The organism is Pseudomonadota bacterium (assembly GCA_008501635.1).
In the GTDB taxonomy this organism is placed as follows: Bacteria; Pseudomonadota; Gammaproteobacteria; order QQUJ01; family QQUJ01; genus QQUJ01.
This window is the reverse complement of sequence record QQUJ01000010.1, coordinates 657,056-670,356: the sequence shown is the minus strand read 5'-3', so window position 1 is coordinate 670,356 and position 13,301 is coordinate 657,056. Positions and strand designations below refer to the sequence as shown.

Below are 13,301 nucleotides of genomic sequence, written 5' to 3'. Positions count from 1 at the left end.
CTTATACGTCATTAGCCGCATAGAAAAGTAAACACCAATTGATATTTCAATGTGTTACAGGAATCGATAGCTGCCAAGCCCAGCTCCGGCTGGTTCAGCCAGGTAGTCGCCTTCCCCTAAACGCTCACCCCGCAGCGCGCCTTGCGCAACTCTCCCCGCCGCTTGTCAAGTTCCGGTTCCCAGATGCTGGGTTGCCTAGAGCCGGTGCGATGCTGCTTCACCAGCCCCTTGATATGTTCAATGCGCCCGACGAGCCAACGGCACTTGGCGCTGAGTCCCCTCAGGGTTTCCGGACTCAGTTTCCCGTCGCGGGAGCGCGAATTTCTTTTTGACTTTCTCACAACCGTCGGTGGGTTACTGGCCGGTTTCGGTGGTGATTGAATCAGCGTAGGCTGAAGTGAGGCCCGTGGAACGCGTTTTAATTGCTGCGCGTCGCTCGGTGCACAATCCCCCATATACAACCGACCGGCGGCATCGCGCCACTGGTACACGAACCCATCGGGTATGCAGCGCTCGATACGCTGGACCAGCGGTTCGGCGACCGAGGCTGACGGCATCAGTTGTATGACCAGAAACCAGAGGGGAAGCAAAGGCATCGTGACTCCTTTCACATCAATCGGCCTTCCTGGCCAGTCGTGGGTTTATCGTTTCTTGACGTGCTGCATCATACGCTTGCGCTGTTTGATCTGACGCGGCGTCAATACGTTCTTCTTGCCCTTGAAGGGATTATCACCGGATTTGAAATCCACTGCCAGCGGTGTACCGGTGATACGCAATGCAGCGCGAAAGGTGTTGACAAGATAACGCCGATAAACCTCGGGCACCTGCTCGGTCTGATTGCCGTGGATGATGATGCGCGGTGGATTCTTGCCGCCCTGATGTGCGTAACGCAGCTTGATTCGACGCCCGTGAACCATGGGTGGCTGATGTTGCATGACCGCCTGTTCGAGTATGCGCGTCAGCTCGGGAGTCTTCATCTCCAGCATGGCCGAGCGATAAGCGTGCTTGACCGAACGGAACAGCGTGCCGATGCTGGTTCCGTGCAGCGCGGAGATGAAGTGCGTATCGACAAATTCGAGGAATCCCAGCTTGCGTTCAGCCTCGCGACGCACGCGATCGCGCTGCTCGCCGCTCAGGTTGTCCCACTTATTGATGCCGACCACCAGCGCGCGGCCGCTCTCGAGGATCAACCCAAGGAGCGAGGCATCCTGATCGGTGACACCCTCGCGCGCATCGAGCACTGCGATCACGACATTGGACTGGTCTATCGCCTGCAGCGTCTTGATGACGCTGAACTTCTCCACCGCCTCGACCACCTTGCCGCGCCGTCGCACGCCGGCGGTATCGATCAGCACATAGGGAGTACCGTCACGTTCGAAGGGGATGGCGATGGCATCGCGTGTGGTACCGGGCTGGTCAAAGGTAACCACCCGCTCCTCCCCCAGCAGACGGTTGACCAGTGTCGATTTGCCGACATTGGGTCGGCCCACCACCGCCACCCGTATCCCCTGCGCCGATTCGGTGTCCGCCGCGGTGGAATCATCGACCGGAAAAAGCGTCAGCGCCCGCTCCATCAACGCCTCGACGCCGCGTCCGTGGCTGGCGGAGATGGGAAACGGCTCACCGAGACCGAGGGCGTGAAATTCCGCGCTCAGAATATCGGCATCCTCGCGGTCCACTTTATTGACCACCAAAAAGGTCTGCTTGCCCTCGGTGCGCAGAAACTGCGCGATGAGTTCATCACCGGCGGTCAGTCCGCCACGCGCGTCAACGATAAAGAAGGTGACGTCGGACTCGCGGATCGCCTGACGGCTCTGTTCCGCCATGGCCGCATCGATCCCCGCCTCCTCGCCGCTCAGGCCACCGGTGTCGACCGCGATGAAGCGCCGCTCGCCGATGCGGCCGATACCGTACTGACGATCACGCGTCAGTCCCGGCTGATCGGCCACCAGCGCATCGCGACTGCGGGTGAGTCGGTTGAACAGCGTGGATTTGCCGACATTGGGACGGCCCACGAGGGCGATGACGGGTTGCATGGTCGACTTTGAAAAACCCAGGCGAAAACGGCGACTATTGTACCTGAGTTGGCGTCTTACCCCACACGCGCGAGCAGCCGGTCATGCCATCGCCCCAGCAGCCATTGCGCCCCGAGGGCGCCGCACAGCGCCATAAACATATCCCACTGGGTATCCCAGACATCGCCCTGGAGGGCGAGAAATTCCTCGGCCGAGCCACCCAACAGCGCGGCGGCCCACCACTCGATAAGCTCGTAGAACGCGCTGATCGCCAACGCAGTACAAGTGACCAAAAAGAAGAGCATCTTCCCAGCCGCGAGGGGAGTGCAACGCAGCAGAATTTCGCGCGCCGCCATGGCGGGAATGAAACCCTGCGCCACGTGCCCCAGCCGATCGTAGTTGTTACGCGACAGCTCCAGCCAATCCTGCACCCAGAAGCCGAGCGGTACTCGCGCGTACGTGTAATGGCCGCCCAGGATCAGGATCAATGCATGAACGAAGATCAGGGTGTAGAGCAGGCGGGTCAGGGAAAAACGCTCACGGGTAAGCCAAAGAACCGGGATTACGAGCAGCACGGGCGCCACTTCCAACCACCAGGTGAGCCGGTCGTAAGGCTTCATTCCCGACACCATCAGCGCCACCAGTGTCAGCGAGAGCAGCCCGATTTCGTAGCGCCACGCACGAGATTCAACGGACAACGTCGTTCTCCCTCGCCTGCAGATACTCACGCAGCGCCACAGCATTGTTGAGCTGTTGCTCGCGCGATGCATAGAGCAGTGTCACCGTTCCCGCGGCGCAGTGCTGCAGCAGTTCACGCACCGCGGCCTCCTGCATGCTCAGTTCCTGCGCATCGCGCGCTCGAAATTCATCCCACCTGGCCGGATCGTGTTGGTACCTATGCCGCAGCGCATCACTCGGCGTGCTTGCACGCCGCCACAGATCGATGGCTGCGCGAGCCTTCGATAGGCCGCGTGACCATAAGCGATCCACCAGCACGCGAAAGCCTTTCTCCCCCGCAGGCGGGTCGTAGGCGCGTGTGACGGCGATTGCCGTCATGACTCCTCTAACGCGGCCAACACCGCTTCGAGATCGACGATGCGCATGGCGCTGATCGCGCACTCCCAGCGCCCCTCGTGACAGAGGCCACTTAGACCCGCGTTCTCGTAACCTTCCAGTGCCGCAGCGATGCACGCTTCGCGCACCGCCTCCGCCAACCGCTTGCTGCGCTCTGCAAGAGCTTCTGTCATCGCCGACTCCTTTGCGACAAAACAAACCGATCCAACCCCGGTATCTGATCGGGGCGGGAGACGTTCATGGCCAAATCGCGCAACACACCATCGCTGATGCTGTAGATGACGCCGTGCACCGCTAGCTCCTGCCCCCGCTCCCAGGCATCCTGCACGACGGTCGTAATGCAGACATTGGCAACTTGCTGCATCACGTTGAGTTCGCAGAGCCGATCGATGCGGACCGTTTCGTCCAGCCCATCGATCTCCTCCGCATGATTCAGATAGAGCCGCCTGATCGTGCGCAACCAATTGTCGATCAATCCGAGCTTGGGATTTTCGTAGGCGGCACGAACACCGCCGCAACCGTAGTGTCCGCAGACAATGATGTGTTTGACCTTCAGCACTTCGACGGCGTATTGCACAACTGAAAGACAATTGAGATCGGTCTGGATCACCAGGTTGGCCACGTTGCGGTGTACGAAGAGTTCACCGGGCAGCATTCCCACGATTTCATTGGCCGGTACTCGACTGTCCGAACAACCGATCCATAGATACTGCGGCGATTGCTGTTTGGCGAGTTCCTCGAAAAAGTGGGGATCTTCGGCCGTAATTCGCTCCGCCCACTCCCGATTCCGCTGGAAAAGATCACTCAGGTCGTTCATGTCTTTCAGTCGATCTCCGAGAACAGCGTTGCCCAATCCTGCTCCTGGGTCGCATCGCGCTCTTTGAGCTCAATGCCAATTTGGAACTTGCGGCACAGCTCATCGGCGCTGCACCAGCGCACTTCGCCGCTCAAATAAAACCGGCCGCGCCGCCCTTTGATCTCCACCCACATATCCAGAACACACCCGGGTGGCGCTTCGCGGTCGATTTCGATCTGTAAACCACTGCTGGAAACATCCACCGATGAGCAGTAGATGGTTTTACCACGCAGTGCGGGCACCTGATCGGATTCGATGATCTGGATGAACAACCTCTCCTTTTGCATCAACCGCCGATGCCGGCGGCGTTCGCGTCGTTTTCTCATCTCTCTGTGTCCACGTCCGGGGAGAGCTGCGTTTCCGGCACTGGAGCAGGGGTCATGGCCCGAACCGCTTCGGCCACACGCTCACGCAGACGCTGTTCGACCGCATCGATCATGCCATTGACCCGCTCATGATGTTCGAGATTTCGCGCCAATCGCAAGTGCTCCTGCGTCGCCGGCCAATCCTGCAACTGCAAGGAGACCTCGGCCAACAGGCACTGGATCAGGCTGCGGTCATTTTCGGTCTGGATATCGCCGGCCGCTGCCAGCAGCAGTTGTTCGCGGGCGTCGGGAAAGCGGCATGTCGCCATCAGCGCCACGCCCCGCATCCAGTGGTAATAAGCGCGCTTGTGCGTCGCCAGCAATCGTGGCCAAAGTGTATGACGCAGCGCGCCGCGCAGCGCATCCTGATCGCCGCGTTTGAAGGCGGCGAAAGCCGCGCTCACTCCACCATCGCGTGCGTACTCCCAAAGCAGCCACAGGCCGAGCGCCGCGGCACCCCAGCCCCACGCGTTATCCGCGGCCGCAAGCAAACCGCCGGCCACCAGACCGGCAAGCGCCAGCAGCAGGCGCAGGAGCGGGGAGTTCATGAGGCCAACGGAAGTATGAACATTGAAACGAGGTTATCAGCCACCCCTGGGGCAGACAACCGACATAGCGCATCGGCTCAATTTCCGCCAATACGCAGGCACACGGGCCAGCGTACCAGGCGCCGCTGCGCGGGATCACCCCACGCCTCAAGCAGCGTATCGCGAATCACATCCTGCGGCTCCTCCCCCCGTGCCTTGCGATAGCGTTGTGCCGCCGACCAGGAATCGAGGTAGCCCAGCACGGAGGGCAGATCGAGTTCAGCCTCCATCGCAATCGATGGTACCGGCCACTCTTCGAAAGGAAACACGATCGAACGATACCCTTCCTCCACCAGTCTGCGCTGCGGCGGCCAGTACGGGCCAACGACCGCCTGGTAGTAGTGATCTATCACCGCATCGATCTGCGGCTTGATCTTCATCAGTTCGTAACACCACACGGCCATCACTCCGCCGGCGCGCAGTATGCTCTTTGCCGCAGCAAAAAAACGCGGCGTGTCGAACCAATGCAATGCCTGGGCGACCGTAATCAGATCGCAACTGGCCGCTGCCAGTGGTGGGCGTTCCGCAGCGGCAACCAGATAAGTGACCCGCGCATGCCGTTCAGCATTAGCAATCTGCTGTGTACTGGGATCGCTGGCGATCACGCTTGCGAAATGCCGGGTCAGGGCCAGCGCAGCCTGCCCGCTGCCGGTGCCGCAATCCCACGCCCGCTCGTGGCACCGAACATGGGTGGCAAGATAGTCGAACAGCGCCTGTGGGTAACGGGGTCGAAATCGTGCGTAGACACCCGCATGATCCGAAAAGTGATCGCTGTAGGCACTCAACGTTATTCAGGTCTCGCGGTACGGCGCCAAACCAGGATACGGTTATTCACCGGCATGACGTAGTCGCCCGTGGGCGCCAGGCCCGATTCCAGCGCCAGGCGATTGAGATCATCCACGTCGCGCACCCCCATCCCGGGATCCCGCGCCCTGAGTGATGCATCGAAGCGGGTGTTGCTCTCGCTTATGTGCACGCCGCCGTAGCGAAACGGCCCGTACAGGCAGAACAGACCGCCGCTACGCAGCATCCCGGCCACGCCTCGAAACATCGCCTCCACCTGCGGCCAGTGCAGGATGTGCGCCGTATTGGCGCTGTAGGCGGCATCGACCACCAGATCGGGCCAGGGTTGCTGCAGGACGTCGAGGGCGATGGGCGCGGGAGTATTGGCCAGCGCCGCCTCCTCCAGCCAGGCACCGATACCGGGAAGTCTCTCCGGAAGTTCGCTCGTCTGCCACTGAATATGAGGTAGCTGGCCGGCGAAGTGAACCGCATGCTGCCCCGTGCCGCTCGCGATCTCGAAGACCGTCGCTGGCACGGTCAACAGCTCACGCAACACCGCCAGGATCGGGGCCTTGTTCTGATCGGCGGATTCGCAGAAGGGTTTCATGTGGGCAAGCTTAGGCGCTGAGCGAAGCGCCGGCAATCGGTCGTGATAGAGTACGCGCCATGACCGATCCCAATCTTCACGACTACGCCACCCTGGATCCCGATACCGTGCTCAATGCGGTCGAGAGCCTGGGTTTGCGCAGCGACGCGCGGCTTCTGGCCCTGAACAGCTACGAGAACCGGGTCTATCAGGTAGGCATCGAAGATGGATCGCCGGTAGTCGCCAAGTTCTACCGTCCGCAGCGCTGGAGTGACGAGGCGATCCGTGAAGAGCACCGGTTCACGCAGGCTCTGGCAGAAGCCGAGCTGCCCGTGGTCACCCCTATTTGCGACGCCCAGGGCGAAACACTGCACCACTACGATCGTTTCCGCTTCAGCGTCTATCCGCGCTGCGGTGGTTATTGGCCCGAGCTCGACAGCGAGGAGAAGTACCAGCGCATCGGCCGGCTGCTGGGGCGCATGCACGCGCTGGGCGCGGCGCGGCGTTTCGAACACCGCCCCACGCTGACCATTGCCGAGTTCGGCGACGAAAGCGGTCGTTATCTGCTGGAGAACGGCTTTATTCCGCCCGAGCTCGAGCCCGCCTACCGCACCCTGCACGACGATCTGCTGGCGCGCATTCGCGCGGGCTTCGAGCGCGCCGGGAAACTCCGCCTGTTGCGCCTGCATGGAGACTTTCATCGCGGCAACATTCTGTGGAGCGATGCGGCGATCCATCTGGTGGATTTTGACGACTGTCGCATGGGGCCGGCCGTGCAGGATCTGTGGATGCTGCTGGAGGGAGATCGGGCATCGATGACGCTGCAACTCGACTGGCTGCTGGAGGGCTACAACGCCTTCCACACCTTCGCCACCCGGGAACTGAATCTGATCGAACCGCTGCGCACCCTGCGCATGCTGCACTACTCGGCATGGCTGGCGCGGCGCTGGGACGACCCCGCCTTCCCCCACCACTTCCCCTGGTTCAACACCAACCGCTATTGGCAGGAACAGATCCTCGCGCTCCGGGAACAGGCGGCACTGATGGACGAACCGCCGCTGGAGCTCTACTGAGGCGGTTCCTCGGTCACAGGTAACGGGATCCGGCCAAGCAGCAGGACATCGCCTTTGTAGACATATCGGATGCTCTCCTGGGCGGGAAATCCCAGCGCAGCAACCTGATCGGCGAGCCGTTCATTGATCAGCAGCCAGCTGCCCGGGGCGGGTGGAGATTCACCCGGCAGCGGCTGCAGAAACCCGCTCGTGCTGTAGTACCAGACCGCCCACGGAACCCCGCTGGCCAGCACCACGTCTTCAGGGCCCACCGTGTTGCGAAGCTGACTGGCAATCAGCGGCGCATTGAGTTCCGCGGCAACACGCTGCACCTTGTCCGGCAGAATGAGATTGAAATAGAGCGCCCTTCCCACCAGGTTTATCGCGCAAAAGAGAACCAGTAACCTGAGCATGGGCCGCAGGTTTTCAGAACGCCACAACCACCAAAGCGAACCCGCCCCGGCAAGGACGATTCCCAGCGTCAGCAGCGTTGGCAACAAGGCGGAGCGCTTGGCGTCGACCCACGGCAGCACCATCGAAACCAGCAGCGCCAGCACCAGCACTGCGCCAATTCCCAGACCGGACCAGTGAATCGCACGCAGATAGCGCCGGCCCCAACGACCCACCTTTTCCTGCTCGTGGAACAAGACCTCAAACACCATCGCCGCCATCAGCAGCACAAAGGGAAACATCGGCAGAAAGTAGCGCACCGACACGTCGCCGCGGAACCAGTAGACGGGCAGATTGACCACGACCCCGATGAGGCAAAAAAGGAACAACTCTCCGAACCGTTCGCTGGCACCCCGCCAGACGGCGGGCGCCGCCAACAACGGCAGCAGCAACGAGAACGGCAGCATCGACGCCAGAAGTTCCAGCGGATAGAGCACGATGTGCAGCACGATCCCGCCCCAGCCCTGCGCGGTCAATCCGCGCTCCAGCACTTCGCGCTGCAGGGTATTCCATAATGTTTCCCAGCCGGTCTGCAGCGCCACACCGACCAACCATCCGCCGACGAGTAATGCGGCGACGCCAATGCCGATGAAGTGCCCCCGCTGCAGCAGCATGCGCCACTGGCCCCGCCAGAGCAGAAACGGTGCCACAGCAAGATAGAAGAAGACCGGCGCCGGTTCGCGCTTGGCCAGGTAAGCCAATGCGACCAGCACCAGAGGCAACAGCCACAGCCGCACCCCCGCGGCACCGCGCCGATAGAGCAGAAACCAGCTCCACAACGAAGCGGCCACCAGCAACGCGAAAAGCGTCTCGATCTCGGCCAGCCGTCCCTTGACCAGAAACTCCGGCGCCAGGATCAACGCCGCAGCCAGAAAGGCCAGCGACCAGGGCCGCAACCAGTGCCGCGCCCCCCAAACCATCACCACCGCCAATAACGCGACGCTGATCACCGCCGGCAATCGCGCCGACCACTCATCGAGCTCACCCGTGACGGTCGCGGTCAGGGCAATCAGCCAGTTGAACAGCGGCGGTTTGGCGGTGTAGATCTCCCCCCCGAGTCGCGGCACCCAATAGTCGCCCGTCTCCAGCATGGTGCGGGCGATGAGCGCACGGCGGGGTTCTTCGAGCAGCAGGTCGAGCAGACCCAACCACGGCAGGTAAGTGAGTGCCCAAACCAAGGCTGCCCCAATGCAGCACAGCAGCGCGTAACCGGCTCGCGTTTGTTTTACGGTGTGTGACGCTGAATCATCAGTCAGAGGCATGATTATCGGAATCGACCGAGCGTGGCGAACCGTGGGTGACAACGGAACAGCGGCAGGTTACTGAACCCCCTCAGGCGTGTAAAGGCGGCTTCGCCTCACGAACTGGCCTCCTTCGCGCACGGGTGATAGAGTGCTGCCGATTCCGCATTTGAACTGTCAGCATCTGTGTTCACTCCGCGCCTCCGACAGATACTCGGTATTCTGCTGTTTCTCGCCTTCCTTGCATTCGTGGAATGGTATCTCGGTTGGCTGCGATTATTGCGTCCCTGGAACACGATGCCACCGCTCCAACTTAGTCTGGCCCTTACCTTGATTTTGTTCAGTTACTGGTTGCGGGCGGTACGCCTGTACCGGTACTTTCACCCCGCACTGGAGGACGGATTTCTACTCTGCTGGCGGCTCATGCTGCAACACAATCTGTTCAACAACCTGCTCCCCATGCGCAGCGGTGAACTGTCCTTCCCTATTCTCATGTCACGCTACTTCAGCGTCGAGATGACCCGTTCGATACCAGCGCTACTGTGGTTTCGGTTTCTGGATCTGCACACCCTCGGGTTGCTGGCTCTGCCGACCATAATCTGGCCTCTGCTGGGACCCACAGCCACCATCGGTACCAGCATCTTGTGGATTGCACTTCCCTGGCTGTTCTTTCGCTGGGGTCTACGCATCGAATGGTGGCTTTCTCAGCACACTCAGCAACGATTACCGGGATTGGCCTCGCGTCTGTTGTCAGGCCTGCCGAGAGACAATCGTACCTTTGCCGAGACTTGGTGGTGGACTTTGGTCAACTGGATAGTAAAGCTGGGTGTCTTTGCCTGGGTGCTCCAGCACTTTATTGACGTGGATCTGTCAATCGCATTGCTCGGCGCTATTGGCGGTGAAGTGACCAGCGTATTGCCTATTCACGGTGTGGCGGGGCTGGGTACCTACGAAGCGGGTATAATGGCTGCGCTGCTGCCCTGGGGTTTGGAACCGAAGGCAACCCTGGAGGCGGCTGTCAATCTACATCTGTTTCTACTGGCCGCCAGTCTTGGCGGCGGCATGGTCACGTGGTTGCTGCCCTACCGACCACATAACTCAACCTCCGATATAACACCTTGACGGGAAGCGATCATGGCGGCAGTGAAAACCGCAAATCGGGTCAGTGAACAGCGTCTCTCGCTGATCGTCCCGATGTACAACGAACAAGATAACGCCGTGCTGCTCACCGAAGAGATTCACGCAGCGCTGGCTGATTACCAACATCCATGGGAACTGATCTATGTGGATGATGGCAGCAGCGATGCCACGGTGGCGCGCTTGCACGAGATGCAGGAACGCTTCGGCGAGCACGTACGCGTCGTGGAGCTGCAGCGCAATTTCGGGCAGACCGCCGCCATGCAGGCGGGTATCGATCTGGCGCGCGGCGAGGTGGTGGTCACCATGGACGGCGATCTGCAGAACGATCCCGCCGACATCCCGCGACTGGTGGAGCGATTGCTCGCCGAGGATCTGGATCTACTCACTGGCTGGCGCCAGAAACGCAAAGATAACCTGTGGCTGCGCAAAATCCCTTCCAAGGTTGCCAATTGGCTGATCGGGCGCATCACCGGCGTCGAACTGCACGACTATGGATGCAGCCTCAAGGTCTACCGTCTCGCGGTGATCCGCAATATCCGCCTCTACGGCGAGATGCATCGCTTCATCCCGGCCTGGGTCGCGGCCAACACCAGCCCGGCGCGGATCAAGGAGGCGGTCGTCAACCATCGCCCCCGCAGCTTCGGCGAGTCCAAGTACGGATTATCGCGGGTCTACCGGGTAATCCTTGACCTGCTCACCGTCTACTTCTTCATGCGTTTCATGTCTCGACCGGGCCACTTTTTCGGTCGCATCGGCCTCGGTGTTGGCGCCCTGGGCGGCATAGTTCTCGTTTACCTTGCCGGGGTGAAAATCTTCCTCGGCGAGGACATCGGTACCCGGCCGCTGCTGCTGGCAGGTGTATTGCTGGTGCTGGTCTCCATACAACTGCTGACCACCGGAATACTGGGTGAGATGATGGCGCGCACCTATTTCGAGTCTTCGGGTGCGCGACCCTATGTGATCCGCAATGCCGTCGAACAGGCCGATCCCGATGAGCGGACGACGTGGCGGCGACCGGAGAAAAACCGCCGCACGCACCGTAATGGTGCCGATTCAGCTGCGTAGGGAAAGACCGCGTCCGATGGCGTAATAGCGAAAGCCGCGCTCAGCCAACCGCTTGGGATCGTAGAGATTACGCCCGTCGAAAATCGTGGGTGTCTTGAGTTGCTCGCGAATGAAATCGAAATCGGGGCTGCGAAAGGCGAGCCACTCGGTGGCAATCACCAGGGCATCGGCCCCGCGCAAGGCATCCTCTGGTGTCTTGCACAGCACCAGGTCATCGCGTTGGCCGTAGATTCGCTCCACCTCCTTCATTGCGACCGGATCGTGAGCTTGAACCCGGGCACCCGCCCGCCACAGCGCCTCCATCAAATCGCGACTCGAGGCCTCGCGCATATCATCGGTGTTGGGTTTGAAAGCCAGCCCCCACAGGGCAAAGGTGCGCCCGGTTAGATTCTCGCCGAACTCGCGGGTGATCTTGCTGAACAGCACCTGTTTCTGTCGGTCGTTGACATCGTCCACTGCTTCCAGCAATTCCGGTGCATAGCCGATCTGCGCGGCGGTGCGTATCAACGCCTTGACATCCTTCGGGAAACAGGAGCCACCGTAACCGCAACCCGGATAGATAAAGTGGTAGCCGATGCGCGGGTCGGAACCAATCCCGATGCGCACCTGCTCGACGTCGGCACCGACATGCTCGGCGATATTGGCCAGTTCGTTCATGAAACTGATCTTGGTGGCCAGCATCGCATTCGCGGCGTACTTGGTAAGCTCGGCGGAGCGCACATCCATCACCAACAGACGGTCGTGATTGCGATTGAACGGTGCATAGAGTTCCTGCATCAATTTTTTGCTTTCAGCGCTCTCGGTGCCTACCACGATGCGATCGGGTTTCATGAAATCGTCGATCGCGGCGCCTTCCTTCAAGAATTCCGGATTGGAAACCACGTCGAACGCGAACTCCGCGTTGCGTTCTCCGAGCACCCGCGCCACTGTCTCGCGCACCCGATCGGCGGTACCTACCGGTACCGTGGATTTGTTCACCAGCACACGATGGCCGTCCATGTGGCGGGCGACACCCGCGGCGACTGCCAGCACGTATTGCAGGTCGGCGGATCCGTCTTCGTCAGGAGGGGTGCCCACCGCGATGAACTGAAGCGTACTGTGGGCGGCGGCCGCGGCGGGATCAGTGGTAAAAGTCAGGCGGCCAGCGGCGATGCTGTCGCGTACGATGTTGTCCAACCCGGGTTCATGTATCGGGACCACGCCGTTGCGCAATCCTTCGACACGTTCGGGAATCACATCCACGCACAACACATGATTGCCGACATGAGCGAGACAGGCCCCCGTGACCAGGCCCACATACCCGCATCCGTATACCGTTACTTTCATGCCACTGCTTCCTTCCGCTTGAATACTGCCACAAAGGGATCTCCCCGATCCCGTCGCAAATCGCCGCCCATTCTAACCCACTCCACGTTCCCGCTCACGGCGGAGTGCGATGCCGCGCATCCGCGGGATGCATTCCGCGTCAGGGATGGAACAGCCGCATGAGGACGATTCCTGCTAGACTCTTGCCCGATCCGTTTCCCTACCACCAACGCCCTGTCGCAGCGCTCCCCGCATGAACGAAAACGATCGCACCGAAGAGCCCAAGAGCAAATCCCAGGTCAAGCGCGAGATGCTGGCCGTGCAGAAACTGGGTGAAGAGCTGGTTGGGTTGAGCAGCTCGGAACTGGCGCGCATCGCCCTGCCCGAGGATCTGCGCGAGGCCATCGACCTAGCCCGTCGCCTGCCCCAACGTGGTGCCCATAAGCGTCAGCTGCAATACATCGGACGCCTGATGCGCGGCGTCGACTGCGAACCGATTCAACAGGATCTCGATCGACTGCGCAATCGCGATGCCGCCCAGACAGCCCAACTCCATCGCATCGAGCGCTGGCGCGACCGCCTGCTCGACGAAGGCGACTCCGCGCTCGAGGTGCTCTTTGTGCATCATCCGCTACTCGACCGCCAGCATTTGCGCCAGTTGTTGCGCAACGCACACAAAGAGCAGACGGCCGGAAAGGCGCCGCGCGCGGCACGCGAGATATTCCGCTATCTGCGCGATCACCTTGATAGTGACGAGTCGTCAGCCGAGTAGCCCCGAGGCG

At 60.9% G+C, this 13,301-nt stretch carries 16 protein-coding genes; 4 read left to right on the top strand and 12 right to left on the bottom strand.

What is annotated here, in order from left to right:
* Positions 1-116 precede the first annotated feature (116 nt).
* From DWQ09_05680 to DWQ09_05635, 10 genes are all read right to left on the bottom strand, one after another.
* Positions 117-596, bottom strand: a complete 480-nt coding sequence (locus tag DWQ09_05680) for a hypothetical protein (protein KAA3629725.1) — start codon at positions 594-596, stop codon at positions 117-119.
* Between the two features lie 45 nt (positions 597-641).
* Positions 642-2,036, bottom strand: coding sequence for a ribosome biogenesis GTPase Der (gene der, locus DWQ09_05675; protein KAA3629724.1), 1,395 nt, complete (start codon positions 2,034-2,036; stop codon positions 642-644).
* 56 nt (positions 2,037-2,092) lie between these two features.
* Positions 2,093-2,758 (bottom strand): DUF2238 domain-containing protein, encoded by a 666-nt coding sequence (locus tag DWQ09_05670; GenBank protein KAA3629723.1) that lies wholly within the window; start codon positions 2,756-2,758, stop codon positions 2,093-2,095.
* The gene (locus DWQ09_05665; protein ID KAA3629722.1) at positions 2,703-3,071 is read right to left on the bottom strand and encodes a DUF488 family protein; all 369 of its coding nucleotides are present in this window, start codon (positions 3,069-3,071) and stop codon (positions 2,703-2,705) included. Before DWQ09_05665 ends, DWQ09_05670 begins: the two co-directional genes overlap by 56 nt.
* A complete protein-coding gene (locus DWQ09_05660; GenBank protein KAA3629721.1) occupies positions 3,068-3,262 on the bottom strand; it encodes an acetyltransferase in 195 nt (64 codons plus the stop codon). The genes DWQ09_05665 and DWQ09_05660 overlap by 4 nt, the downstream gene beginning before the upstream one ends.
* Entirely contained in the window at positions 3,259-3,906 is a 648-nt protein-coding gene (locus DWQ09_05655) for a carbonate dehydratase (GenBank protein ID KAA3629720.1), read from the bottom strand. Before DWQ09_05655 ends, DWQ09_05660 begins: the two co-directional genes overlap by 4 nt.
* Before the next feature lie 5 nt (positions 3,907-3,911).
* Entirely contained in the window at positions 3,912-4,271 is a 360-nt protein-coding gene (locus DWQ09_05650; protein ID KAA3629719.1) for a PilZ domain-containing protein, read from the bottom strand.
* Positions 4,268-4,858: a hypothetical protein gene (locus DWQ09_05645; protein KAA3629718.1), complete on the bottom strand. Its 591-nt coding sequence runs from the start codon at positions 4,856-4,858 to the stop codon at positions 4,268-4,270. Before DWQ09_05645 ends, DWQ09_05650 begins: the two co-directional genes overlap by 4 nt.
* Positions 4,859-4,935: 77 nt before the next feature.
* The gene (locus tag DWQ09_05640; GenBank protein KAA3629717.1) at positions 4,936-5,682 is read right to left on the bottom strand and encodes a class I SAM-dependent methyltransferase; all 747 of its coding nucleotides are present in this window, start codon (positions 5,680-5,682) and stop codon (positions 4,936-4,938) included.
* A 2-nt stretch (positions 5,683-5,684) separates the two neighbouring features.
* Complete coding sequence (locus tag DWQ09_05635) at positions 5,685-6,287, bottom strand: DUF938 domain-containing protein (protein ID KAA3629716.1); 603 nt, start codon at positions 6,285-6,287, stop codon at positions 5,685-5,687.
* Between the two features lie 59 nt (positions 6,288-6,346).
* On the opposite strand from DWQ09_05635, the gene DWQ09_05630 reads away from it, so the two are divergent.
* A complete protein-coding gene (locus DWQ09_05630; protein ID KAA3629715.1) occupies positions 6,347-7,339 on the top strand; it encodes a serine/threonine protein kinase in 993 nt (330 codons plus the stop codon).
* On the opposite strand, the gene DWQ09_05625 is transcribed toward DWQ09_05630, so the two are convergent.
* On the bottom strand, positions 7,333-9,030 hold the full coding sequence (locus tag DWQ09_05625) for a hypothetical protein (protein KAA3629714.1): 1,698 nt from the start codon (positions 9,028-9,030) through the stop codon (positions 7,333-7,335). The two genes, DWQ09_05630 and DWQ09_05625, sit on opposite strands and share 7 nt — an antisense overlap.
* 153 nt (positions 9,031-9,183) lie before the next feature.
* Between DWQ09_05625 and DWQ09_05620 the strand changes: the two genes are divergently transcribed.
* Both DWQ09_05620 and DWQ09_05615 read left to right on the top strand, forming a co-directional pair.
* Complete coding sequence (locus DWQ09_05620; protein ID KAA3629713.1) at positions 9,184-10,131, top strand: UPF0104 family protein; 948 nt, start codon at positions 9,184-9,186, stop codon at positions 10,129-10,131.
* A gap of 12 nt (positions 10,132-10,143) precedes the next feature.
* Positions 10,144-11,214 (top strand): glycosyltransferase, encoded by a 1,071-nt coding sequence (locus tag DWQ09_05615; protein ID KAA3629712.1) that lies wholly within the window; start codon positions 10,144-10,146, stop codon positions 11,212-11,214.
* Here DWQ09_05615 and DWQ09_05610 read toward each other — a convergent pair.
* Positions 11,203-12,540 carry a UDP-glucose/GDP-mannose dehydrogenase family protein gene (locus tag DWQ09_05610; GenBank protein ID KAA3629711.1) on the bottom strand — a complete coding sequence of 446 codons (1,338 nt, stop codon included), beginning with the start codon at positions 12,538-12,540 and terminating at the stop codon, positions 11,203-11,205. The two genes, DWQ09_05615 and DWQ09_05610, sit on opposite strands and share 12 nt — an antisense overlap.
* A 232-nt stretch (positions 12,541-12,772) precedes the next feature.
* On the opposite strand from DWQ09_05610, the gene DWQ09_05605 reads away from it, so the two are divergent.
* Positions 12,773-13,291: a DUF615 domain-containing protein gene (locus DWQ09_05605; protein KAA3629710.1), complete on the top strand. Its 519-nt coding sequence runs from the start codon at positions 12,773-12,775 to the stop codon at positions 13,289-13,291.
* The last annotated feature ends 10 nt before the right edge of the window (positions 13,292-13,301 follow it).